Source organism: Jatrophihabitans sp., assembly GCA_036389035.1.
Taxonomy (GTDB): Bacteria; Actinomycetota; Actinomycetes; order Mycobacteriales; family Jatrophihabitantaceae; genus Jatrophihabitans_A.
Genome location: DASVQQ010000016.1, coordinates 31,557 through 55,610 on the forward strand (window position 1 = coordinate 31,557; position 24,054 = coordinate 55,610).

24 protein-coding genes are annotated in these 24,054 nt (G+C 65.6%); 17 read left to right on the forward strand and 7 right to left on the reverse strand.

What is annotated here, in order from left to right:
• Entirely contained in the window at positions 1 to 1,206 is a 1,206-nt protein-coding gene (locus VF557_11505) for a PspC domain-containing protein (protein HEX8080829.1), read from the reverse strand.
• 145 nt (positions 1,207 to 1,351) lie between these two features.
• Between VF557_11505 and VF557_11510 the strand changes: the two genes are divergently transcribed.
• The 10 genes from VF557_11510 (at position 1,352) to VF557_11555 (ending at position 11,393) form a co-directional block, all read left to right on the forward strand.
• Positions 1,352 to 2,749 carry a PspC domain-containing protein gene (locus tag VF557_11510; GenBank protein HEX8080830.1) on the forward strand — a complete coding sequence of 466 codons (1,398 nt, stop codon included), beginning with the start codon at positions 1,352 to 1,354 and terminating at the stop codon, positions 2,747 to 2,749.
• A 162-nt stretch (positions 2,750 to 2,911) separates the two neighbouring features.
• The gene (locus tag VF557_11515; protein HEX8080831.1) at positions 2,912 to 3,253 is read left to right on the forward strand and encodes a metalloregulator ArsR/SmtB family transcription factor; all 342 of its coding nucleotides are present in this window, start codon (positions 2,912 to 2,914) and stop codon (positions 3,251 to 3,253) included.
• Positions 3,254 to 3,256: 3 nt separating this feature from the next.
• On the forward strand, positions 3,257 to 3,763 hold the full coding sequence (locus VF557_11520) for an SRPBCC family protein (protein HEX8080832.1): 507 nt from the start codon (positions 3,257 to 3,259) through the stop codon (positions 3,761 to 3,763).
• An 8-nt stretch (positions 3,764 to 3,771) separates the two neighbouring features.
• On the forward strand, positions 3,772 to 4,383 hold the full coding sequence (locus tag VF557_11525) for a dihydrofolate reductase family protein (protein ID HEX8080833.1): 612 nt from the start codon (positions 3,772 to 3,774) through the stop codon (positions 4,381 to 4,383).
• Positions 4,384 to 4,653: 270 nt separating this feature from the next.
• On the forward strand, positions 4,654 to 5,052 hold the full coding sequence (locus VF557_11530) for a hypothetical protein (GenBank protein ID HEX8080834.1): 399 nt from the start codon (positions 4,654 to 4,656) through the stop codon (positions 5,050 to 5,052).
• Positions 5,045 to 6,244 carry a site-specific integrase gene (locus tag VF557_11535; protein HEX8080835.1) on the forward strand — a complete coding sequence of 400 codons (1,200 nt, stop codon included), beginning with the start codon at positions 5,045 to 5,047 and terminating at the stop codon, positions 6,242 to 6,244. The genes VF557_11530 and VF557_11535 overlap by 8 nt, the downstream gene beginning before the upstream one ends.
• Before the next feature lie 239 nt (positions 6,245 to 6,483).
• Positions 6,484 to 7,206 carry an HIT domain-containing protein gene (locus VF557_11540; protein HEX8080836.1) on the forward strand — a complete coding sequence of 241 codons (723 nt, stop codon included), beginning with the start codon at positions 6,484 to 6,486 and terminating at the stop codon, positions 7,204 to 7,206.
• On the forward strand, positions 7,203 to 7,670 hold the full coding sequence (locus VF557_11545; protein ID HEX8080837.1) for an NUDIX hydrolase: 468 nt from the start codon (positions 7,203 to 7,205) through the stop codon (positions 7,668 to 7,670). Before VF557_11540 ends, VF557_11545 begins: the two co-directional genes overlap by 4 nt.
• A 50-nt stretch (positions 7,671 to 7,720) precedes the next feature.
• On the forward strand, positions 7,721 to 10,012 hold the full coding sequence (locus VF557_11550) for a tetratricopeptide repeat protein (GenBank protein HEX8080838.1): 2,292 nt from the start codon (positions 7,721 to 7,723) through the stop codon (positions 10,010 to 10,012).
• A 505-nt stretch (positions 10,013 to 10,517) separates the two neighbouring features.
• Positions 10,518 to 11,393 (forward strand): PfkB family carbohydrate kinase, encoded by an 876-nt coding sequence (locus VF557_11555; protein HEX8080839.1) that lies wholly within the window; start codon positions 10,518 to 10,520, stop codon positions 11,391 to 11,393.
• A 741-nt stretch (positions 11,394 to 12,134) separates the two neighbouring features.
• On the opposite strand, the gene VF557_11560 is transcribed toward VF557_11555, so the two are convergent.
• The 5 genes from VF557_11560 to VF557_11580 all read right to left on the reverse strand — a co-directional run bounded on the left by VF557_11560 (position 12,135) and on the right by VF557_11580 (position 15,300).
• The gene (locus tag VF557_11560) at positions 12,135 to 12,440 is read right to left on the reverse strand and encodes a hypothetical protein (GenBank protein HEX8080840.1); all 306 of its coding nucleotides are present in this window, start codon (positions 12,438 to 12,440) and stop codon (positions 12,135 to 12,137) included.
• 71 nt (positions 12,441 to 12,511) lie between these two features.
• Positions 12,512 to 12,826: a hypothetical protein gene (locus tag VF557_11565; protein HEX8080841.1), complete on the reverse strand. Its 315-nt coding sequence runs from the start codon at positions 12,824 to 12,826 to the stop codon at positions 12,512 to 12,514.
• On the reverse strand, positions 12,823 to 13,674 hold the full coding sequence (locus tag VF557_11570) for an abortive infection family protein (protein ID HEX8080842.1): 852 nt from the start codon (positions 13,672 to 13,674) through the stop codon (positions 12,823 to 12,825). The genes VF557_11565 and VF557_11570 overlap by 4 nt, the downstream gene beginning before the upstream one ends.
• Positions 13,675 to 14,000: 326 nt before the next feature.
• The gene (locus VF557_11575; GenBank protein ID HEX8080843.1) at positions 14,001 to 14,840 is read right to left on the reverse strand and encodes a DUF6308 family protein; all 840 of its coding nucleotides are present in this window, start codon (positions 14,838 to 14,840) and stop codon (positions 14,001 to 14,003) included.
• A 169-nt stretch (positions 14,841 to 15,009) separates the two neighbouring features.
• Positions 15,010 to 15,300, reverse strand: coding sequence for a hypothetical protein (locus VF557_11580; protein ID HEX8080844.1), 291 nt, complete (start codon positions 15,298 to 15,300; stop codon positions 15,010 to 15,012).
• Between the two features lie 141 nt (positions 15,301 to 15,441).
• On the opposite strand from VF557_11580, the gene VF557_11585 reads away from it, so the two are divergent.
• The 4 genes from VF557_11585 to VF557_11600 all read left to right on the forward strand — a co-directional run bounded on the left by VF557_11585 (position 15,442) and on the right by VF557_11600 (position 20,240).
• Complete coding sequence (locus VF557_11585; protein ID HEX8080845.1) at positions 15,442 to 15,738, forward strand: helix-turn-helix transcriptional regulator; 297 nt, start codon at positions 15,442 to 15,444, stop codon at positions 15,736 to 15,738.
• A 73-nt stretch (positions 15,739 to 15,811) separates the two neighbouring features.
• Positions 15,812 to 16,114 carry a helix-turn-helix transcriptional regulator gene (locus VF557_11590; GenBank protein HEX8080846.1) on the forward strand — a complete coding sequence of 101 codons (303 nt, stop codon included), beginning with the start codon at positions 15,812 to 15,814 and terminating at the stop codon, positions 16,112 to 16,114.
• Between the two features lie 573 nt (positions 16,115 to 16,687).
• Positions 16,688 to 18,886 carry a DUF4041 domain-containing protein gene (locus VF557_11595; protein HEX8080847.1) on the forward strand — a complete coding sequence of 733 codons (2,199 nt, stop codon included), beginning with the start codon at positions 16,688 to 16,690 and terminating at the stop codon, positions 18,884 to 18,886.
• 100 nt (positions 18,887 to 18,986) lie between these two features.
• A complete protein-coding gene (locus VF557_11600; protein ID HEX8080848.1) occupies positions 18,987 to 20,240 on the forward strand; it encodes a hypothetical protein in 1,254 nt (417 codons plus the stop codon).
• Between the two features lie 139 nt (positions 20,241 to 20,379).
• Here the strand turns inward: VF557_11600 and VF557_11605 are convergent, their stop codons facing one another.
• Positions 20,380 to 20,538, reverse strand: coding sequence for a hypothetical protein (locus VF557_11605; GenBank protein ID HEX8080849.1), 159 nt, complete (start codon positions 20,536 to 20,538; stop codon positions 20,380 to 20,382).
• A gap of 389 nt (positions 20,539 to 20,927) precedes the next feature.
• Here VF557_11605 and VF557_11610 point away from each other — a divergent pair, with 389 nt between their 5' ends.
• Genes VF557_11610 through VF557_11620 form a run of 3 tightly spaced genes read left to right on the forward strand, consistent with a single transcriptional unit; the run spans position 20,928 to position 24,050 of the window.
• Entirely contained in the window at positions 20,928 to 21,782 is an 855-nt protein-coding gene (locus VF557_11610) for a hypothetical protein (protein ID HEX8080850.1), read from the forward strand.
• Entirely contained in the window at positions 21,748 to 22,479 is a 732-nt protein-coding gene (locus tag VF557_11615; GenBank protein ID HEX8080851.1) for a hypothetical protein, read from the forward strand. The genes VF557_11610 and VF557_11615 overlap by 35 nt, the downstream gene beginning before the upstream one ends.
• Positions 22,476 to 24,050, forward strand: coding sequence for a hypothetical protein (locus VF557_11620; GenBank protein ID HEX8080852.1), 1,575 nt, complete (start codon positions 22,476 to 22,478; stop codon positions 24,048 to 24,050). The genes VF557_11615 and VF557_11620 overlap by 4 nt, the downstream gene beginning before the upstream one ends.
• The last annotated feature ends 4 nt before the right edge of the window (positions 24,051 to 24,054 follow it).

A 24,054-nucleotide genomic window follows, 5' to 3' on the forward strand; every position in this document is an offset into this window, starting at 1 on the left:
TCATTCCAGTTCCACCCGCAGTTGCACTTCGGTTCCTTGGCCCGGACTGGACCTGATGCTCGCCGTGCCCTGCTGGCGCTGCAACCGGCCCACGATAGAGCCACGGATGCCCTGCCTGCTCGGGTCGATCCGGTCGGGGTCGAAACCGGAGCCGCGATCGCGCACGAAGACCGAGGCGCCGTCCTCAGCAAGCTCGGCGTACACCGACACGCTCGTCACCTGCGCGTGCTTGGCGGCGTTGACCAGGGCTTCGCGGCTGGCCGCCACCAGCGCGTCCAGCCGGGCGTTCATCGGGTGATCGCCGACCACCACCACGTCCACCGTGATGGCATAGGTGTCCTCGACCTCGGCGGCGGCGGCCTGCAGCGCGGCCGCGAACTGGCCGTTGGGCACCCCGCCGCCGTAGAGCTTGGTGCGCAGTTCGCGTTCCTGGCTGCGCGCCAGCCGGGCGACCTCGCGGGGCTGGTCGGCGCTGCGCTGGATCAGCGCCAGGGTCTGCAGCACCGAGTCGTGCAGGTGCGCGGCGATATCGGCCCGCTCCTCGTTGCGGATCCGTTCCCGGCGCTCGGTGGACAGGTCCCGCATCAGCTTCAGCCACCACGGGCCGGTGATCAGGGCCAGGCCGCCGGCGGTGACCAGCACCGCGGCCAGGCCCGCGCCCGCCGCCGAGATGCCTGCCCGGGCCAGGATGAACAGCGCTCCGGCGAGCACCAGGGTGACGCCGGCGATGATCCGCAACCAGCCGATCCGGTCGGTGGCCCCGACGGCCAGCGACGAGCTCGACAACCGCCGCCAGCGCTCCCGCTCGGTCTCTGACGCCTGCCGCCAGAGCAGCGCCCCGCCGAAGCAGGCCAGCAACGAGGGCACGAACCACCAGCCCAGCGGCAGGGTGTGCAGGTTGATCAGCAGCACCACCACGGCCACCGCCGCGATCAGGTACTGCACCGCATAGCGCGCCGAGCTTTCCGTGCCGTCCTCGGCCCGGGTCCGCAGCACGATCCAGAACGCCCCGTAGAGCAGCACCCCCAGCCCGGCGCTGCCGGCCAGCAGGACGAAGGCCAGCCGGACGAGGCTGCGCCGCACGCCCAGATGGTCGGCCAGCGCCCCGGCCACCCCGCCGAGCACCCGTCCGCGCACGTTGCGGTAGAGCCGCGGCGCTTGCTGCGGCTCTACGGAGCTGGGCTCGGTGGACAGGGGCGTGGTCATCGTGTGCCCATTCTGGCTGCCGCCGGCCCCGGGCGGCATCAGGTGAAGGCCCGAGTTCGGCGCCGGTCCTGCTGAGCGCGGCTCAGGGACGGTTGGGGGTGGTTCCCGATACCGTGACGGAGGTCCATTCAGCAGGCTGAACGGCATGACGATGACTGATCCCGGCTCGGCCGGCCAACCGCCCGGCTCGGGGAACGTCCCTCCCACCCCGCCGCCGCCGCTGTGGCCTGCCCGGCCGGCGTCCTACGGGCCCGGCCCTGGCGAGTCGGGCCCGCGCCGGTGGCTGCGGCGCAGCCGCGCTGACCGGATGGTCTCCGGGGTCGCGGGCGGGCTGGGCGAGTACTTCGGCGTGGACCCGGTGATCTTCCGGGTGCTGTTCGCGGTGCTGTCGTTCTTCGGTGGCGTCGGCCTGGTGATGTACGGCCTGGCCTGGCTGCTGGTGCCCGAGCCCGAGGTCGACACCTCGGCGCTGGACAAGGCCATCCTGGCGCTGCGGGTGCGTCGGGTGCCGCCGTGGCTGGTGCTGATCGGCGGGGCGGTCGTGTTGTGGGTGGGCTGGTTCTCGTGGTGGTCACCGGGACCGACCTTCCCGGCGATCCTGCTGATGGCAGTGCTGATGCTGGTGCTGATCCGCCGGCTTGAGCGCTTCGACGCCTCAGCGCCGGGTTCCTCGCCCGTTCCGGGCCCGGCGCCCCTTTCTGGCTCCGCCTCGGGCGCCGGCCACGAGCAGGCCGGGGCTGCCGCCCCCGCCGCGGCTAGGGTTGACCTGCGCAAGCCCGGCACGCCGGAGAGCCCGACGCTGGAGTGGTCACCGCCGGTGGCAGGCGCCACGGCCGCCGGGGCGCCGCTGATCGCGCCGCTGAACGACACCCGGCGATCGATGCAGGCCTGGCTGAGCGAGGCCGGGGCCGCGCACCGCCAGCGGGTCCGCCGGCGGCGGCCGATCAAGGTCGGGGTGGTCCTGTGCCTGGCGATCGCCTGGACCGTGGTGGCCCTGCTGGACGGGTTCAGCCGGGTGCCGTTCCCGGCCTACCTCTGGGTCGGCCTGGCGGTGCTGGGGACCGGCCTGCTGGTGAGCCTGCTGACCCGGCGCTCGACCCTGTCGCTGCTGGTTCCGATCGTGATCCTGACGGCGGCCGTGTTCGCCCTGGGCGGCACCCGGACCAGCCTGACCGATGGCTCGGGCGAGGCCGCGTGGAAGCCCACCACGGCCGAGCAGTTGGTCGATCGGCACCAGTTCGCCGGCCGGGCCGCCTTTGACCTGACAGCCCTGGGCGCCGTTTCCACGCCCCGCACCGTGCACATCCGGCAGGCCGCCGGAGAGGTGCGGGTGCTGCTGCCGGCCGGCCTGAACGCCACGGTGATCGCTGACGTCCACCTGGGCGAGATCACCGACGGCAGCGACTACGACACCGCTGAGCACCTCGACGGCATGGACGTCCACCAGGAGCTCACGCCGCCGGCCGGGGTGACCGGGCAGCCGATCACCATCTACGTGGACCTGGAAGCCGGCCACATCCAGGTGGAGCGCGCCACCAGCTGAGGCGCGGGCTGGCGCTCAGGCCTTGCGGGACAGGGCGGGGTATCGGACCGACCCTGCGTCGTGAGAGCAGTTCACGTTGACAAGGGGCCGGGGTCGTCATCTGACAGGACCGGCCTTGCCCTCGAGGTCAACACTTGCCTATATGGGTATACGATGGCGCTCATGGCACGCGCCGCGACGACGTCGGACGTCTTCAACGCGATTGCCGAGCCGCGGCGCCGGGAGATCCTGGTGCTGCTGCAGGCGGGTGAGCGGCCGGTGACCGAGTTGGCCCTGGAGCTGGGGATGACCCTGCCCGGGGCGTCCAAACATCTGCGGGTGCTCCGGAAGGTCGGGCTGGTGCAGGACCGCAAGGCGGGCAAGCAGCGCCTGTACGGCCTTAACCCGCGCGAGCTGCGACCTGTCCATGAGTGGGTCAGCGGGTTCGAGCGGTTCTGGAACGAGAGCTTCGACCGGCTGGACGCCTATGTGCAGGACCTCAAGCAGGAAAGACAGGAGGAGTGACCCATGGCAACCACAGGACGGGACGCGCCGGCGCAGTCAGCGACGGCCGACCGCGAGATCGTGATCTCGCGGGTCATCAGTGCCCCACGGGAGCTGGTGTTCGAGGCGTTCACCGAAGTCCGGCACCTGACGCGATGGTGGGGACCGGAGGGTTTCAGCACCACCACGCGGGCGTTCGAGTTCCGCGTCGGCGGGGAGTGGGACTTCGTGATGCACGGACCGGACGGGACGGACTACCAGGAGTGGATCACCTGGGCCGAGATCGCCCCGCCGGAGCGGATCGCGCTGCTGCATGGGGAGTCCCGCGACGACCCCAACGCCTTCGAGTCGGTCCTCACGTTCGAACCCGAGGGCGCGGCGACCCGGATCGAGATGCGCACGGTGTTCGTCACCAGAGAGCAGCGCGACGAGGCGGTCGAGAAGTACCACGCAATCGAGGGCGGCCAGCAGACCCTGAGCAACCTGGCTGCCTACGTCACCGAAATCGTTCAGAAGGTAATCGAGGACTGATGGCCCGAATGGTGTTCTTCAGCGTGTCGATGTCGCTGGACGGGTACATCGCGCCTGAGTCCCCCGAGGACTTGATGGGGCAGCAGTGGATGGAACTGCACGCGTGGATGTTCCAACAGCGGTTCCTCCGGGAGAACCTGAAGCTCGGCGAGGGCGGCGAGGAGGGGCGCGACAACGACATCGTGCGGGAGACGTTCGAGCGCACCGGCGCGAACGTGATGGGCAAGCGCATGTTCGACGCCGGCGAGCGGTCGTGGCCGGAGGAGGCGCCGTTCCACACGCCGGTCTTCGTCCTGACGCACGAGAAGCGTGATCCTTGGGAGCGGCCGGGCGGGACCACCTTCCACTTCGTCAACGACGGTATCGAGACCGCGCTCGACCAGGCCCGCGAGGCCGCCGGCGACCGAGACGTCCGCATCTCGGGCGGCGGTGCAACGATCCTGGAGTACGTGAACGCCGGCCTGATCGACGAGTTCTCGATCGCGCTCTCACCCATGCTGTTCGGCTCCGGAATCCGCTTGTTCGAGGGCGTGGACGCGGGCCGCGTGGCCCTGGAGCCGGTCCGCGCGGAGCCGACTCAGCGGGTGACCCACCTGACCTACGCCGTCCGGGAGCGGTAACCGTCTCGAGCTGTCGGTTGCGACTTCCTCGCCAGCGAGCTACTTCAGCAACTGGCGGGCGATGACCATCCGGTTGATTTGGTTGGTGCCCTCGTAGATCTGGGTGATCTGCAGAAGGCCCGTTCGCGCCCCGGTTTCGCGGCTGTCGGCGGCGCGGCTGGCGCACAGCTGGCGCAGAACCCATTCCGCTCAATGCCCCCTCCTGCCGATGCCTGCCGCCCGGTGCCGGGGCTGATTGCGCGAATCGAGCTACGCCGGACAGGTCTGGCGATGACCGAGACAACTCACCTCACTGTCCCCGACCACCTGCTGCCGTGCACGCATTTGCCGGTCGGCTCCCCCGCCCGGTTCTCCTGGACCCTGGAGGACGTCGCCGCCGCCCTGCAGATCAGCGTGCGGCACCTCAAGACCATCCGCGACGAGGACCCGAGCTTTCCAGCGCCGCGGCTGCTCGGCACCGTGCCCCGCTGGGCGCCGGCGAGCATCGCCCGCTGGCTGGCCTGCGACTCCACGCCGAGGGCTTCAGCGAACGACGAGGACGACGCCCCTGCCGAGGCCGTCCCAGAGCCGGCCGGCGCCACCCGGCGGCGCAAGCCACCGGCAGGTAGACCAGCGGCCAAGGCCGCCGCGCAGAGCGCGAGCAGCACGGGTCCGGTGTGGCATGTCTGAGCACACTCCGCGTGGCGCCGTGCCCGCCCGCGTCGACAAGGACAACCGGGTCGCGTTCTACCCCAGCGGCCTGGCCGGCGTCGGGCCGCGCCGGTACTACCGGGCCAGCTCTACCGTCGAGGCTGAGTCCTTCGCCGAGGCCATCATCAGCCTCGGCCGCGGCGGCGGCCCGCTGGAGACCCACTACACCGAACCGGCGTTCATGGCGATGAAAGCGTTCATCGCGCACCTGCAGAACGCGGGCGCCCCGCGCGGCACCTGGGTCCAGTACCGGTCCAACTGGAACTGCTGGATGCCGAAGCAGGTCGCGCTCGCCCGTTGCAGCGACCTAGCCGAGTTGCACTGGGCGAGGGTGTTCGCCGCCGCGGTCGAGAACGGCGCCAGCGTCGGCACCCTGTCCGCCATCGGTCGCACCCTCGGGGCGCTGATGACATTCGGCATGCACCACGGCTACTTCCAGTCCGAGCCGTTCGGGCCGACCAGGATGCGCCGGGACGTCGTGCGCGCCGCCAAGCAGGCTGCCATCAGCCGCGACGGCGACAACGCCACCGGCATCACCATCGACCTGTGCCCGGACCCCGACGAGATATACGAGTACGCCGAGGCCTTCGAAAGGGTCTATCCCGGCTACGGCCGCCGGCTGGTACTGCTGGCCTTCCACTGCGGTGCCCGCATCATGGAACTGGCCGCGCTGCGAGCCGACGACATCGACCCCGACCAGCTCACCGTCGCCATCGGAGCACAACTCGACCGCAACCGGCCCTGGCCAGCCACCCGCCTGCCCAAAAATCACAAGGCCCGCACCGCAGACCTGTGGGCGGACGGTGACGAGAACGCCCGCTCCCTCATCGCCGACGCCCGGACCCGGCGGGGGCCACACGCAGGCTGGCTCCTCCCACCGCTACCAGGCATCACGAACTGGGCCGACAAGCTCTCCCACCTGGCCACCGACGCAGCCCGAGCCTGCAGCTGGAAGGACACCTGGACCTTCCACTGGGCCCGGCACTCCTACGCCACCTACAGCCTCGCCCCGACCGCCCGTGGCGGCTACGGCCTGGAGCCGCATACGGTGCAGGCATCGCTCGGGCACGCCGACCCCGCCACCACCCAACGCACCTACGTCCAGCAGCTCCCCCGCGACGCCGATCAGCTGCGGGCACTCACCTCACGGCCAGCCGGTCAGCTGGCCTAAATCCAACGCCCTGCTCGGCACGAGCCGACTAGCAGAGGGCCTGCCGGTGTCTCCCGGTATTCGGGCACCCTCGCGGCTCATTGCCGGGGTCTCCGCCTAATCGACAGACGAGCGGTAGGGATCTCTCGTTCCTAAGAACGATAAGAACCCTAGGATTGATGCTGCGGCAGCGCCGCACAACGGCTAGGGGGTCACGCATGCAAAGGGCATCTAGTGCGCCGTGTCTGATATGTGAAATCTTGGCCGGCCGCCCCGGGACGCCCTTTGAAGAGGTGCTGCCGAACGTTGAGCGCAGTCAACAGATACTTGCTCAGCGCTCGTTGATTGCCGTCGTCGCCGATGTTGCTCCCATCGGACGTGGGCATTGCTTGGTCGTCCCCAACCGTCATGAGCTCTCCGTCATGCAGCTTACGTCGCTGGAGCGAAGGCAGCTAGCTGATAGCGCCTACGCGGCAAGCCGAGCAATCTCGGCGGCGTTCGGGGGGCCGGTCCTCATGTTCGAACACGGCCAGTGCCATCACCGCTCCGGGGATCAGGATCCGTGCGGGATCGACCACGCGCACCTGCACGTGGTCGAGTCTGATGAGTTCGCGTGGCAGAGAATCACAACCGCCTTCAAATTTAAGCCGCACCCAGGCGTGAACGCGTTATGCGCAGTTGAGAATGAACATTCAGGATATCTATTTGTTGAAGTTCCCAACGTTCGGGCGGCGGTTTCGTTTCATCCGAATCCGCCCAGTCAAGTGCTGCGTCGATTAGTTGCGCGGCGCGATTCGACTTCAGGAATCCTTTGGAACTGGAAGGACATGGTGCTTCTCTCGGAGGTTGCCAGTCTGGGCACTCAAATTATGGAGACCATCGCCTTGTTTCGAGACAGCTCAGCATTTCAGGCGCATCTAAGTGATCCTTTCAAACTGGACCCAGCAATTGAGCCCACACCCAGACTCGAGGAGATCTCGTGACATTCACGGTCCAGTTCGCACAGAAAGCGCTAATTGTCCGCGACGGCTGCGTTCTGCTGATACAGAAGGGTCCGGGCGACGTCCACAATCCGTATCGATGGGAAGTCCCAGGTGGACGGCTAAAGTCTGCCGAATCACTTGATGATCATCTAAAGCGAGAGGTCCTGGAAGAGGTGGGCCTCCATGTCTGGGTAGGCATCCCATTATCGATGTGGTCCTGGCGGCTTGGCGCGGCTGTCGACTCGCCGACTGTGGTTGCGGTGCTCCGTCTTTGCGTTCCCCTCGCCGGGACACCGACCTCATCGAATCAGGATGAAACAGACTTCATTAGCTCTTGGGAGTGGACCCCGGCCGAAAAGGTTGCACAGTACGACCTGATTCCCAACGCACGCAAGGCGATACTGGATGCTATCCAAGTCATTCCTGAGTCGCTGGCATTAAACCACCGAATCTCTGATTTGTGAGGGCTAAGTGATAGGACCGAAGACTCTGGAACAAGAGACTTATACCCGCGATGCCGCGCAAAGGTAAATTCTGGCAAGGATTACGTGGTGCTGGTGGTCCAAGTGGCCGGGCAGAGTCGGATCCTAACCCGTATCAGGCGTCTCCACCTGATGCCCATCTATCGCTCGATCAAGTTGAAGCCGAAGGTGACATCGTTGCTCTTGTCGCCTCAGCGTCGGGCGACTCGGCAACGATTATGCAGTCTGTTATCAGCCCTGGCGTTATCAACGTATTTGCGTCGTCTGATTGGATGTTACGTCCTCGACAGCTAAAGCCTGCCCCATCGCCATTTGTAGGGCGCACCGACATTTTGGAAGAACTTGATCGTCTTTGCAGCCCCGGACAGAACCCAACTATCATATCGGCGATCGACGGAATGGGCGGCATAGGAAAGACCGCCACGGTGCTGCACTGGGCGCATATGCGTCGTGAATCTTTTGTGGACGGAGACCTATATATCGATCTTCACGGATTTGACTTCCGTGATCCCGTCCCGCCGGCGACCGCGCTAGTCAGATTCATACGCGCGCTCGGTTTTCCTACTAGCGAGATCCCACAGGGGCTTGACGATCTTGCATCGCTGTTTCGAACTTTAGTCCACCATAGGCGCATGCTTATCTTTCTTGATAATGCGCGCGATGCATCTCAAGTCGAGCCGCTTCTTGCGGCCGGCGAGGGGCTAACTACAATCATCACGAGTAGGAATCGCATCACATCGGTTGATGTCGGAGCCCCGCTCAGGTCAATCACATTGCCACCTCTAAGCGTCCAAGAGTCCATGACTTTGCTCGACGAGCTGTCGGGGTCTGGGCGCTTCTTCCAAGCACCCGAGGCTCTCGAGGAGCTGTCGCGAAGCTGCGGGTTCCTGCCTCTCGCCCTAAATTTGGTAGGTGGGCGAATGGCTGGGCGCCCGCATCTGGCAGTCTCAAGACTCGTCGACGAGATTCGAAATTCACATGGTGGTGCCCTGCTCGGAGCATTGCGCAGCGGAGCTGCCGACACGCCGCATCTTGATGAGATCTTCGCCTGGTCGTATCACGGCTTGACTGCCCGTCAGGCGACAACTTTCAGGTTGTTGGGACTGCCCAACGCTGCCACGATCAGCATCGATGTAGCGAGAGCCCTCACAGGCGCGTCCACGGTCGACGACAACATCGACTCGTTGGTCCGCGCAAGTCTGGTAAATGAGGCTGAGGAGGATCGCTTCTACCTTCATGACCTGCTTCGCACGTTCGCACGCAGTCGTGCCATGGCGGACGAGACGGAAGAGACACGATCTTCCGCTATCCGCCGAATGGCTGCGTGGTATTTGGGCAGCTCAACGGCGGCCAGCAATATCCTAATGCCGGAACGCGTACTGCCTAGGGGGCTGCAAGCCGATCTCGCCGACGTGAAGCAATTCCGGGTATACGAGACCGCGATGGCCTGGTGTGAGAGGGAACGTACGAGCTTCGCGAGCGCAGTTCACGATGCCGCTCAGTACGGATTCCATAACCTCGCATGGCGTATGGCGGTGTCGATGCGGGGCTTCTATAACATTCGGAAGCACTGGACCGAATGGGAGTCGACCCACCTAGTGGCTCTCGACTCGGCCCAGGCTGATGCCGATGTGGCGGGACAGGCTCACGTCCTGAACGGTTTAGGCACGCTTATGCGACAAACGCACGATGCGTCGCGTGCCGTCGCCTACCATTCCCAGGCGTACGAGATACGACTGCGGCTCAACGATGAGTTCGGCGCAGCAACGGCACTCGATGGTATTGGTGCCGCCTTGCTCGATCAAGGTGATTTCGCCGGCGCCATAGCCCGGTTCGATGAAGCTTACAGGCTTGGCCTGCGCATTGGCAGTGCGCATAAGCAGGGCTGGTCATTGAGCAACCTCGGAGAGGCCGAGCTTGCCCGCGGCGATTTTGAGGCGGCGCGGACATACTTCCGCCGGTCTCTCGACGTTCGGTCCACCGTCGCGGACCCGTGGGGTGAGGGCCGCACCCGTCACTTTGTCGGCAAGGTCGAACTTGACGCGGGCAATTACAACCAAGCTGCCGACCTGCTCGGTGATGCGGCCGCATTTCGCCGGAGGATCGGAGATATCTGGGGAACCGCTTGGAGTCTCGCTGGGCAAAGTGAGGCAAATCTAAATCGGCAGCAGTGGGAGATCGCAGTCCAACTCTTGGGCGAGGCTGTGGCTCTGCTCGAGTCGATACGTGATCCCGACGCTGATTTGCTTCGTCTTCGACTATGCTCACTTACCGAGTCCGGTCCTGATTTGGTGACCCCAGGCTTTGACCATCTGGGGTTTTGAAGGCGTAGAGCCTGGGTCGTTGTGACCCGCTATTGCACGGAAGGGTGGTTTACGTGGAGATGGACGGGTGGGTACTGATTTCTGTTGTGACCGCCGTAGGAATCGCCATGATCTTGACGGTCATCTTGGTGTTGCGACGTGGTCCTGGACGGGTATCCGCTCGCCTGCCCGGTGCCCGCTTCACTGCGCGTCGCGATCCTGAACAGCGACCCGCAGTTGACGCGCAAGATCTTCGTTCACGGAGTGGTTCTGTAGCGATCAAGGACGGCACGGGCCGCGGTGTCAACGCTCTACGCGTTGATGCTCAAAGGGACATAGGGATTGAAAGCCGCGCCCAGTCACCCGCTCCAAGGCAAACACCGCCGGAATAGTGGCTTGATTTCGACCTTATCAGCGGTGCCACGGGTTGCTTGCAATGTCCGCGCCCGCTCAACTATGCGCCGAGAGAACCGTACTCCTATCGCCGACGCTCGTAGATTCATACAGCGTCGATGGCGAGGATGCCATGCCTAAGGCGGTTTCCATAGGCGACGTCATGCTGGATACCGTGATCACGGGTTGCGGCGTCGATCTCTTCTCGCCGAATGCCTTGGTGGGGGTCAACTTTGGTTCGATTCAGATGTTACCAGGCGGGAATGGAGTGTTCTTCGCGCAGGCCGCACTCACTGTCGGATTTGATCCTACGGTAATTGTCGGGCGGATTGGTGGGCGTGACGGATCGCCGGACCCTATCGGGCAGATATTGATGAATAACTTGGTCAGCTCCGGCTTGGTTTGCGACTTGGAATTTGATGCGCATTATCCGACGGGCCAAGCGGTGTTGATATACCAAGATCGAGACCGTCGGATTGTGATTGCCGACCGTGGCGCGAGTGGTCAGAATGACCTTTCCCTTGCACGGCTTCAACCGCACCTTGAAGGTGCAGATGTGGTGCACGTTTCGGGATACCTCGCTATTCCAGAGTTGCAGCGTCGTCAAATCATAGCGGTCCTAGGTCACGCAAAATCAATGGCCGTGAAGGTAGCAATAGACGTAGCTCCGCACAACATCGTAACGTTGATCGGCCCCGCTGAAACAAGGCGGTTCGTCCGCTCCGGAGATTTCATTTCGTGCGAGTTGGAGACCTTTATAGCGCTTCAGTCATCACCTGACCCGGTGCAGCATCAGGACCCTCGCACCGTGCACCTCGCTAGCCGCGAGTTCTTCCGTCCGGACTCTAGTGTACTCATTCGACTGAATGCTCTAAGCGACTTTCTTTGGTCGACTAAGTCAACCTTTGAAGTGTTCCGGATTCCATACACGGAGGGTTCAGCGAGCCTTCGGTTTACGGATCAAGTATTTGCTCAATGCATTTCGAGAGCACTGGCGGGCGCAGGATGATCGACTCCGATAACGCTTATCTCCAGACGCGTGACGCATACAACCAGATTGCTCGACGATACGCCTCAATATGGACGGAGGAAACACTAGATGTTGACCTCCTTAAAATGTTTAGGACATCACTAAAAGTGGGTTCGACCGTACTAGATGTTGGATGCGGGCCAGGGCAGTACTCGCGCCAGCTGCGAGCACTACAGTATGAAGTCATTTCGGTTGACTTCTCCTCGGAAATGGCGCGGATCGTTGTTGAGAATGACCAGGCTGCGGCGGGGTCTACGTTGGTGATGGATATGCGCCACCTTGGCATCGGCGACACACGCATAGATGCGATCTGGGCGTGCGCATCGACAGTACACATTACTGCGTCCGACATGCCCTCCGTTTTATCGGAATTCCGGCGGGTCTTAAAGCCCAATGGTCGCATCCTTGTGAATGCGATTGTATCTCCACTTGGACTCAGAGTTGAAAGCGCTGCAGAGGTTGCCGGTCGATCGACCGTCGGACGTACATTTCAACATTACCCGAACGAGGAAGCATTCACATCCATGCTCGCTGATTCGGGCTTTGGAATCGTGCGAACATCGCGGAAACGCATTGAAAGTCGCGTCCTTGAATGCTCGCGACACCCCACGAACATGTGGGTCAATTTCTTGTGTAAGCGCGTGGACTCCTAGCGACAAGACACGCGGTACTAGCTGTGACGGTACCCAGCCGGAAGCTCTTTCATGCGACCGCCACCCCTCAGTCCCACGGACCGGTGTCGTTGTCGGTCACCATGTCGGCATACTTGGACGCGTACTCGGCTTCGAGGTCGGCCATGTCCGCGAGGTAATCGGCGTAATGCGAGCGCCACACGTCCAGATAGGTGTCGGCGCCTTCGGCGATCACCGCCCCGGCCTCCAGCAGCGCGACCGTGACGGGAAGGTCGAGCCAGAAGCCCTGCGCGACGGTCGGAGTCCTGGTGCCGTCCTCGGTGACGTGGTAGCTGTAACGGAACGTGACCGCGGCCGGGTCGAGGTGGTTGAGCTCGTTGACGGCCGCCTTCAACTTGGCCAGGTCCCTATTTGCGTGAGCCTTTGCCTGCTGCTCGCTTCGCCCTTCGACTGTGTTGATGTGCGTTAGCGTTGCGGTGATGTCGGCGAGGTCAAGCCGGTGCCCGCGCCCGTCCTGGCCGGCGTCGGCGCGGATGGCGCGCCCGATACGGGCGAGCTCTTTGAGCTGCAGCTCGAAGTACTGCCGGTAGCACCCAGCGCCGGCAGCAGCAGATGCTCGCCGGACCGGTTGTCGCAGGCGTGGATGAGCATGCGCGCTGCCTTGAGGTAGCCGCGACGTCGGAAGTAGTCGCCCTCGGCGATGTCGCCGGGCATCCACACCTTGTCGGCATGTGCGACGGGGTAGGGCGCCTCCTCACTAGACCAGCTGTCGGTTGTCATGACGCAGCCTCCCCCTCGGTGTGCTTGCGCCAAGGCGCGGCCGGGTCGGCGAGCGTGTCGAGCATGAACTCACACCACAACTTTGCCGAGGACACCGCCAGGTGCGCGTGCCTTGGCCCCAGCCCGGGCCGCCGGCCGGCGTCGCCGTGCCCGGTGCCGAAGCCCCGACGGCGTAGCTCGTTCACGCCGAGCGCAGCCGCTGTCGTCCCGCCGAGGATGCGCTTGACCGCGTCAGAGCCGTCCGGACCGGGGGTCGCTTGTTTTGGGTGGACCTCCAGCGCGGTCTGCGCGGCACGCACGAGCTCGGGGAAGTCGTCGCGGTCGCTGACCTGCTGCCCGCGGGTGCGGAGCACGAGCTTGGCGGTGGACTCGATGAGCTCCTTCGCGGAGCCGATGGCCTGCGCCGGGTCGTCGTCGGCCAGCGCTCGAGAGATGCGGTCCAGGTGCTCGCGGATAGCCCCCGGATCCTCCACAGCCGATAGCGACCCCTCCCTGACGGTCATCGCGATCGGCCCGCCCGTAATGCGCCCCTCGGCGAGGGTGTAGCCGTCCCTCTCGAGAGCACGGCGCACACCGGCCAGGTGCTGCTCGTCGAAGTCGGTCAGCGCGGTCTCGAACACCCGCAGCGCCCTAGCCACGTGCAAATGGTCGGTCCAGTCGACCTGGTCGAGATAGGACTGGAACCGCGACACTCGCTGACCGCCGACATCGGGGTCCTCTGCTCCGGGGGCAAATCCTTCGTCTTGCCACATACCGTCGATGTCACGCAGCACGGTGTCGCTCATCAGCTCCCGCACCGCGCGTCGTGTGCGGACGTGCACGAGCTCGGGCCGACCGTCGATCACCACTACTGCCCCCGTTGCTGCCTCTCGGCCTCTTTGGCCGGTGGACCCTGCTGCTCAATCATCACCGTCGCCGCGAACCGCATCGCCGCTACAGCTTCGACGCGGACGGCTTGTTCGCCCGCGCGTCAATGACCACGACATCGGGGTCGGCGTCCATGCCAAGCTCCTTCCGTACCCGCTTGGCCTTCTCCACCTCTGGGCACTGTGCCGGGTGAGGACGACCGGGCGCAGCAACGTTGACCTTCCCTTATATCTCTGCCAGAGCTTGCCGCACGATAGGCGCGCCGGGTCGACGGTCACCCGGAGACAGCGGTCTTCGTTGCTTTCTTCTAGGCGTCCATGCGCCAGATTTCGTAGGTCCACAGGGCGGCGTCGAGCACGCGAAGCTCGTCCTGCTCTCGTCCGTAATCCGCCCGGGTCCGGTCGGCGAGTCCGTCTTGCGCGGCGATGATGGCGGACCGGACGTCGTTGTCGAGTAGCAGTGCCCGGTACACCTGCCAGTCGATGCGCCAGGTTCCTTGAGGTTTGCCGCGGCCGATGAGCCCGAGTGCGGTGCACACGATGCTGTCGCGGACAGGGAACAGATCCGGTGCCTTGCGGGCGGCGATCTTGGACACAAGTACCCATGCCCATGGGTTGCTTGTGCTCTTGGTGCCGCGGCGTCGGCATGCGGCCATCAACGCCGTGGCGACGCCATCCATCGCCTGGAGCGCGTCGGGCCCGGCGTCGCGCAAGTGCCGTACGCCGAGGTTGTCGAGCGCGGCGAGTGCGCCGTTGACCTTCGTTGTGTGACCGTCGATGTTGTCGATGAGTGCTCGAGTGACAGCCGGCGGGACGCGTACGGACAGCAGCGACACTGCGTGTAGGTCGGCCACGGTGATGCGACGTGAGTCTGCCGAGGACCGGTGGGCGTCTTGGAGCTGGGTGAAGCTCGCTCCGGCGTAGTTGCCGCGCAACTCGTAGTAGGCCGCAAGCCGATCAGAGACGGGCCAGTCGCCCACGTCGCTCAGCGCGGCGGTCGCGCAAGCTTTCGCGTCGGCCAACTGCGGGTAGGTAGGTACCCGCCAGGTACCGGGGGTTGCGGCCACAACCAAGTCCATACCGGGCACGGTAGCCGCAGTGCCCATCATTTCCGTACGGTAGAGCAGCACTTCAGCGCTGGGGATCATCGAAGCGCCGGCTCGAAGTTCGGCAGGCGCTGGTCAGACCTCAACCTCAGCGGCCACATCGTCGTCAAGTACGACGAACTAACCCGGCAGACGAATGTCGCAGTTCCTGCTGGCTCGACCGCGCACTGCTGCTGCCCGTCTGAAATGCGAGGAGGTGACACCGACGGCTCTAGCTCCGGGGGCGGCCTCCGGCGCGGGCGATTTTCGCTAGCTGATCGACTCGTTGAGCGGAGATGCCCAGCCGGGCAGCAAGCTGGCGGTGCGACATGCCCGGCACGGTCGCCAGCACCTCGGTGATGGCTGCGTCCCGTTCGGCCGCGACCAGGCTCACCTGCTCCTGCAGGACGGCGATGAGCTCGCCGTACTTCACCGCCCGTTCCAGCGGGTCAGCCCGACGGCCGATACGGCGAGTCGTCCGAGCGATGGCTTCCACCATCGTCGAGAAGCTCGCCGCCGCCACAATCCCATCACAAAGTGCCAAGCGCCCTTGGTAGTGCGAGGCGCGCGGGGCTTCACTCGACACCAAGCCCGGTTGGCAAAACGTAGGTTTAGACCTACACTAAGGTTGTCATCATGCGCCCCGACCGGGAAGGGAGGGGTCGTGGCCCGTCAATACAGCCCGCCAGCCACCTACCTCGCCGAAGGCGGCACCTGGCCCGACGGCCCGTTCGGACCTGACGCGCCGGTCTTGACCGAAGCGGCAGCTCAGTACACCGCAGCGGTGCGCGCAGAGTTGGAGCGGCGAGGCTGGAGCATCGCCCGCCTGGCCCGCGAGACAGGGATGACCGCCCCGTGGGCGTCGCGGATGCTGCGCGGCCTCGCCTGGGCAGATCTGGACGCGGTCGTCCGCATCGAGCGGGTGCTGCAGGTCAGCTTCTTCCCCGAGGACAATGCGTGACCCTTCTCAGCTGAACGAGATGGGTGTCCGTCGGTGATCAGTCCCTGTCGGCGCGGCGTGGCAGACTTCGCCCATGCCACGCCGCCGCGGAGTCCTGGGACCACCCAACGGCTACCTAGCCCCCGACGGCGTGTGGCCCGACGGCCCGTTCCAGGACGACACCCCGCAGACGGTGCTGGTCGCCGCCCAGATCGCGGGCCGCCTCCGAGACGTCGTCGCCGAGGCCGGCCTCAACGTCACCCAGGTCAGCGACGGCCTCGGCATCGCCCGCAGCACCTACTACGACATCGTCAGCAATGGCGCCACCCTGCCCGACCTGCACACCATCGTTCGCGCCGAGGCTTTCCTCAACACCCGACTCTGGCCGCGGGCCTAAGGCTCAGCCGCGCTCCCTGCCCGGACTCTCCTTCCCCGAACTAGGACCTCTATACCGTCGGTGCTCCTCCATCGCCGCGGCAAGAGCCTGGAACAGGGGCAAGTCACACATGGCCAGGAAACCCTCCGGCGACGCACGCGCCACCGCGCCCGGGGCCAGTGACGGAGCTACCAGCACATTATCGGCTTCCTCATCGAGTGCCCCGGCCAGCAGAAGCAGGAAAGTCACCAAAGCGGCCACCACTTCCTCGCTCTGGAATGCCAACAGCGCATGCGCAGGCTCCCCCAGCCAGAAATCGTCGGTAACTGCTTCTCGGATAAGTCCCAGAAGTACTCGCCGATCACCACCCTCGGCCACCACACCTCACCCATCTCACTCAATTTTGTAGTACATATACTACAAGAAAGGCTCACGTCACGTTGCCCAACTCGCGCCAGACTCGTAGCTCTCACGACGAAACGCTGCTTAGGGCTGGCGCACGCACCATGCCCGGCTCGGTGCTGGATGTGACAGCTTCAAAGCTGTACGTGGATTCCAAGACTGGGACCCGTGACGCCGTCACGGACGCACCTGGTGGACGATGCTTTCTCGCGTCAGGGGCGCTACGCCCCCTCCACCCAGGTGAAGCCCTACCCTGGCAAAGGGCAAGATCGTCGCAAAGCCGCCTCAATGGAAGGACCGTCGGCCACCATGACCGCTGCTCGCGCGTTGCGCCCTGGTGAAGCACTGCCGTTGTCTGACCTTGGCCCGACCGCTGCAGCTGGTCTGACTGTCGGGTTGACCGCCGCAGGGACGACACCGGATCTGGTCGCGATGCTCGTCGGGGACAACGGCAAGGTCCGGACCGATGACGACCTCGTCTTCTACAACAACCCGGCCAGCGCCGACGGCGGCGTCACCTGGACCGGTCGATCTCAAGCGCCGCAGTGGCTGACCATTTCACCGGCCCGTCTGGACGCCGACGTCGACCGTGTCGTCCTCGGCGCCGCCGGCGGGCTGCTGGAGGCACCGGTGCCCGGGCTGCTCACGGTCACCGTCGCCGATACATTCGGGACGCCGCTGGCCGCGGCCTCGTTCCAGGCCGACGCGCATCTGGCAGCGATGATTCTGCTGGAGGTGTACCGGCGCGCCGGCGCGTGGCGGCTACGGCTGCTCGCGCAGGGCTACGCCGGAGGTCTCGCCGCGCTCGTCACCGAATTCGGCGTTGACGTCGACGATCCCGGCACCGCTGCGGCACCGGACTCGGCTCCCTCGGCGGCGCCAGCGCCGAGCCCTGCCCCGACACCAGCGCCACAGCAGCAGCCGGCCATGCCGCAGCCCCAACCCCAGTGGCAGGCGCCGGGCTACCCTCCGCCAGCACCTCAGCCACAAAGCCACCCGCCGTCGCCCCCACCGCAGCAGCCCGCCCACCAGCCCTATCCAGCGGCGCCGCCCGCCTACCCGGCTCAGCCGTATCCCGGTCAGCCCGGACCGCAGTGGACGCCGGAGCAGGGTCAGCAGGGCCGGCGGGGTTTGTTCACCTCACGCAAGCGCGCGCAGCTCGAAGCGCAGAACGCCGAGCTGAGCCGGCTGCTGACTGCGACCGGTGCGATGGACAACGCCGCACTCGACGCTGAGCGCCGTCGGCTGGTCGGCGAGATCGCCGACCTGTCCGCCGAGGCCGAGCGGCGCCGCGCAGACCTCGCCGGGCTCGAGCAGCGCCTCCAGCAGGTCCGCGCGGCGATCGCCGTCGCCGAAGGAGACATGGAGCTCACCGAGGTCGGCATCTACAACTACCGCCACCGCCTGGACGACTCCATCGCCTACAAAGCACAGCTCGACCAACTACGAGACCGCATCAAGATCGCCGCCAAAGTTGGCAACGCCGTCACCGGCTCCACGAGCTGGACCGTCAACGGTTCCGCCGCGCAGGGCCGCAAGATGGTCAACGAGGTGTCCAAGCTGATGCTGCGCGCCTACAACGCCGACGCCGACCACGCAGTACGCACAATGCGGCCGTACAAGCTCGACTCGGCCCTCGCCCGGCTCGACACCACCCGCTCGACCATCGCGCGACTAGGGCAGACCATGTCCATCGCGGTCACCGACTACTACCACCAACTCAAGCGCGCCGAGCTCGAGCTCACCTCGGATTATCTGAACAAGGTCGAGGAGGAGAAGGAGCACCAGCGCGAGTTGCGTGAGCAGCAGCGCGAGCAGGCCCGCGCCGACGCCGAGTACGCACGTGAGCAGGCCAAACTCGAGCGTGACCGCGACAAGTACGCCGATGCGCTCGTCCGGCTGGAGTCCTCCGGCGCCGACCCGCAGCACATAGCGCAGGTCCGGTCCCAACTTTCCTCGGTAAACGCAGCCCTGGATCAGGTCGCCTACCGGCGGTCGAACATGCGCCTGGGCTACGTGTACGTGATCTCCAACATCGGCGCGTTCGGCCAACAGATGGTCAAGATCGGCATGACTCGCCGCGTCGCACCCGAGGACCGCGTCCGCGAGCTCGGCGACGCGTCAGTGCCTTTCCGGTTCGACACGCACGCGCTCATCTTCAGCGAAGACGCCGTCGCCCTGGAGACCGCGCTCCACCAGCGTTTCGCTGACCAGGCAGTCAACCTCGTCAACCGCCAACGGGAGTTCTTCTACGTCACCCCCGCAGAGGTGCGGCAGGCGTTGGCCGAGATGAACCTGATCAACAACATCGTCGTCGAATACGACGAGCAGACCCCCGCCGACGAATGGCGCCGCTCCGGAGGACCGGACCGCGCGCTGCTACCCACCTGAGTCCCAACGAGACTTCAATGGCACTGTTCCGGCGACGTCCCCGGCCGGTCCACCACCGACACGGTGAGAGTCACCTTCCTCCCGACTTCAGGAGCCAGCGATGGACAGCGAGATCCAGCTCATCAGCGACGGCGATGGCCTGGCGGTCATCGGAGAACCGACGGCTGTCGAGCGCTTCCTCGTCGCTGAGGGACTGCCGTCGAAGGACCTCGGATTGCCGCGGCTCCGAACCGCCCTCACTACCGGGTCTGCAGCCGCACAGGCAGGTTCGGAGATCGCGGCCAACTCAGGTCGCTGGGTGAAGCTGACCAAGGAGTCCGCCCAGCTTGTCAAGAAGCACGGGCTGAGGAAAAGCTCCAAAACGGCCCTCGAAACAGGTGTGGTGAACGGGGGCAAGGGCCAGGTCAAGACCTTCGTCGAGTTCGCGAAGGGGCCCGGTTCGCTTCTGACCAACCCGGCACTTCTGGCTAGTGTCGCGGGCATCATGGCGCAGGTTGCGATGCAGCAGGCCATGGACGAGATCACCAATTATCTCGCGGTGATCGACGAGAAGGTCGACGACGTGCTCCGCGCCCACAAGGACGCGGTGTTGGCAGACATGATCGGCGTGGACCTCGTGATTGAGGAGGCCATGACCATCAGAGAGCAGGTGGGCCGGGTCTCAGAGGTCACGTGGTCAAAGGTGCAGGCCACGTCGGTGACGATCACGCGAACCCAGGCATACGCGTTACGTCAACTCGACGCACTCGCGGAGAAATTGGAGCGCAAGACCAAGATCGGCGATCTCGCCAAGACGTCCAAGGAGGCAGAGTCCCAGGTCCAGGAGTGGCTCGCTGTCCTGGCTCGTTGCTTCCAACTGCAGGACGCGCTCGCAGTGCTCGAACTCGACCGGGTGCTGGACGCAGCTCCGGACGAGCTTGACCGGCATCGCCTCGGGCTTCGGGCTGCCCGGCAGAACCGGCTGCAACTCATCTCACGGAGCACCGAGCGCCTGATGGCCCGCATGGACGCAGCCGCTGGCGCGGCTAACACGAAGGTGCTGCTATACCCGCACACGTCCCGTGATGTGGTGCATTCGACCAACCATGTCTCTACCGCCGTCGCCGACTTCCACGGACGGCTCGGGATCGAACGCGGGCGACAGTCATTGGAGGCCAGACGATGGGTGGACGCGGCCGCGGAGGCGAGGGACAAGGTACTCGGGACAGGAGCAGAGGGCGTCGACACCGCCAGGCGCCTCGGTAACGAGACCGTCGACCGAGCCAGATCGATGACGGGCAAGCTCTCCAACGGAATCGCTGAGCGAACGATCCGTCGACGCGGGAACGACGAGGAACGCGACGACGAAGGCTGAATGAGATGGTTCCTCGGTGCCGTCAGACATGCGCTGACGGTGGCCGGTCACTGTTGGAGACCGCGACTTCAGGCCTCACCTACCCCTCCATCGCGATGAGCCCCATATACGAAGTGAGGCACCGACCTTTGCGTGTCGTTCAGCTCCTGCCGCCATCCAATGACACGCCGCTGACACGCGAGAAGTGAAGGGCGACCTCACTCGGCCATGGGCGATCGCCGCCGGCGAGCAGCTCGTCAATCAGCTCAGCGAGCTCGTTGCTGAAGTAACGCTCTTCCGTGACGTCGCCATCTTCCATACGGCGCACCGTCCGACAGTCACTCCTCATGTCCAGGTGCTGAACGGCTCAGGCGACTATAGAAGACGTTCGCCCTGCGGGTTTGCCGCGCCGCCTGGGTCCTCCGAGTAACGGCTTGCCAAGCTACTTGCACTCCGAAACCCCACGGGGACCTTCTGCAGTGCCGCTCGAATCACTTCCTTCGGAGGCTCGATGAGTAGTGCGAACTGTGGATAAGGCTCCAGTCATCGAGCCGTTGACAACTGTAGGTTTTCTCCTACAGTGAGACGGTGTGGAGGTGGAAGCCAGCCCCGGCAGTTCGCTCTCTCGCGAGGTGCTGCACTCCTGGGCAGTGCTACTCGTCGCGGCCGACACAGGCCTGACCCCCACTACGACGAAGGAGCCCCCACATGGCCAAGAAACCACCGCATCCCGGCGGCCCCCGCCAGACCGGCCAGGACGACGCCCGCGGCAGGGGTGAGCGCAATCCGCGTCGATCGCCGGACCTAAGCCCGTCTAGCGGCAGGCACACGACCAGCGACGGCTCGGATGTGTGGGACCTCGACAAGGGCAAGGACCGCCCCGAGTGGATGGTGAGCATTCGGGAGTCCGACGAGCACGACCAGATGATGTTCGACGGGATGCGGGACCAGACCTATCAGCTGCTGCGGCATCTGCCGTTCATAGAGCAGGTGCGCAAGGCGGGCATGGAGCCGATGACCGCTGACGGCTCGTTCGAGCTGGAGGTCGCGGAGGGCGACGCTGGCTCGAGGCGGGCGGTGCAGGTGCGTCGGCTGCGGCGCGGAAATACAGCGGTGATCGTGTTCCGGTACGGCCCGGCTGTGCATGTGTGGTGCATGGCCTCGGCGGCGAAGATCCACAATGACGACCGGATCAACGACTTCACCTGGCTGCTGATGGAGTTGGTGCTGGCGTACCGGCCGAGGAACGTATTCACGGCGAACCTGTCGCGGGTCATCCGCTCCCTGGAGCAGGCGGGGCTGCTGCTTCATGCGCTGGTAGGGAACGTCGATGCTATTTGGCACGGCAGCCAGCGGCTGGCGTTGGCCGGCCCGGAGGCGTCGGACGGGCAAGTTCCAGTACAACATGCTGGCGTCCTTCGCTGCGATGGAACGGGTCGCGATCTTGCAGCGGTTGATGGCCGGGCGGGTGGCGCGGTTCCGAATGGGCCGGTGGGTGCCGGGCAGGAAGCTCGTCCCGCCGGGCTACGTGCTCGACGCGAAGACCGGTCTGCTGGAGGTTGATGAGCGCCAGCGCGACATGATCGCGGCAATGCTTGAGATTCTCGGCAGCGGAGCTCCTTCCCGGGCGACGCTCATGGCGATCGGCAAGATCGGAATGAAGATGCCGCACGCGGTCGATGAGGACGGCAACCCGGTGCCGGCGTCACATGCGACGACGTCCACCGCAACGACCGACGCGCTGCTGGCATGGCTCAACACGTGGATTCACGGGCAGTACCTGTACCGCTTCTCCAACGGAGGGCTGGAGATCGACGACCTGTCGGGCGTGCCGGTCGTGCGGCGCAACGACAGCGACATGGGTGAGTTCCAAATGCTGCTGAGCGTGCCGCTGCCAGAGGGCGGCTGGGCGTCAATGGAAGTCCTGGGCCGTGCGGTAGCAGTGGCGCGTGCCCGGTGGGCGGACTTCATCGACATGCGTGGCGAGCCGCGACCGCTGCACCCGTCCATCGAACACGCGTGCGTGGATCCGGAGTTGGCGCAAATGCAGTTCCGTCGGCGCAACACCGCCGGCAGCACCCTGCAGGTCACGCGCTCAGGCAAGCCTCGCCGCGGCCCGACCGGTGGCGCCGCCCGCGCGCAGGTCGCTCCGCTGATCGGCCGGCGCTGGAACAGGGACGGGATCGTGTTCCGCATCGGCGGAATGAACTCCGGCAAGTACCGAATCACCGCCACCGCAGCGGACGAGGACGTGGCGTGAGCGCGCTAGGCAACGCTGACGAGCTGGGCCGCACGGTCGCCACGTTCGACGCCGAGACGATCCACGCCTCGATCGCGCAAGCCGCGTCCGCAGCGCTACGCGCAGGGGTGGCCGGGCGGCATGAGTTAGCCGACCTGCGCCCCGCGGAAGACGCTGTCGCGTCACCGGAAATCGCGGCTGCGCAGCACGCGACCGACCAGGCGCAGTCAAAGGCGGTGGCTGCGTTCACCGCATTAGGTGTGTCCAGCATGAACGACTCCGGGCGCGACCAGCTGGCAGCGGCAGCTGACCGCGCCGCCGCCGATCTGGAGGCCGCGCGTACGCACCTGTCGCAGGTCACGCGCGCCACCCATGACGGCTCCGGAGCGAGCTCACGCGTGATCCTTGAGCAGTTCCGCACGGCGGTCGGCGCGCTGGCCAAGCCCGGCGGGAAGGTGTCGCAGGCCGAGGCCGCCGCGTTGGCGAGGGTCTTCTGCGATCTGGAGCTGCTGCCGGTCAACGCCGGGCAGTGGACCGGGCGTTGCTTCATGCGCCTGCCGCTGGCCGACGGATCGGTTCTGAGGTGCGGCCCCCTGGAGTGGGATGTCACCGTTCCGTTCGCTGCGGACTCCCGCCGCGTCGCCCTCGCTCTCGGCGCAGATGGCAACTTCCCGTGGGAGCGGTACCGGGCTCGCGCGCGGCTGCAGGACGCCGGAGTCCAGCGGCAGCAGGCGCGAATGATCAGCGGCTGTGCGTTCCGCTGGCTGCATCCGGTGGTGATGCATGTCGTAGCCGGCACACCGTTGCCCGAGGACATCCCGCAGGACTGGACGCAGGCGCAGTTCATGACGTGGGCAGCTCGGGTGTACACGACACGCGCGTGGAGCTGGAACGGGGGTGTGCACACCTACCTGCACTACGGGGCGCAGGCAGTCCTCGACGCCGTCGCGCAGCTCGGCGGTTCCGGCTGCGCACGCGATGTCGCTGCGCTGATGCCGCCGGTCAGCCCGGCGAAGGTCGCGGTGTGGATGTCGACCATGGACGCGGTCGACGACGACGGCGTCCGCCACTGGCTGGTCCAACGTGCCCGTCGGTCCTTCCCAAAGCACGACGGCGCCGGAGTGCCGATGGCCTTGCATCGGTGTCGGTGCGGCGAGCTGATCACCGGCATCGTGGATTGCCCGGAGGTGCCGGCGCGGCTGCTGTGCCGATGCAGACGAATGCCGTTCGCCGAGGCGTTCGGCATGGACCCGGAGACGCGCCTTCCCGCCGACTACCTGCGAGCAATCGCCTCGCCGGAGGACTGCCGACAGTACCTCGCGCGAGAGCGGCCGCAGCCCTTATGGCTCGGCTCGGGCGAGGTTGCCGTCCTGTCATCAGCGATTTTCGACAACGACGCCTGGGTGACCGTCGCCCAGATCGCAGACACCGTCACTCACGACGCCGACCGAGTGTCGAGCATCATGCGCCGCCTCGAAACGAAGGGACTGGTCGAGCGACATGACACCGGCGAGTCCCCTCGCTGGAACCCGCGCATGTGGCACCGTCTGCGCATCCTGGATGAGATCGAGTTCGAGCATCGCGGCCGCTGAAGGT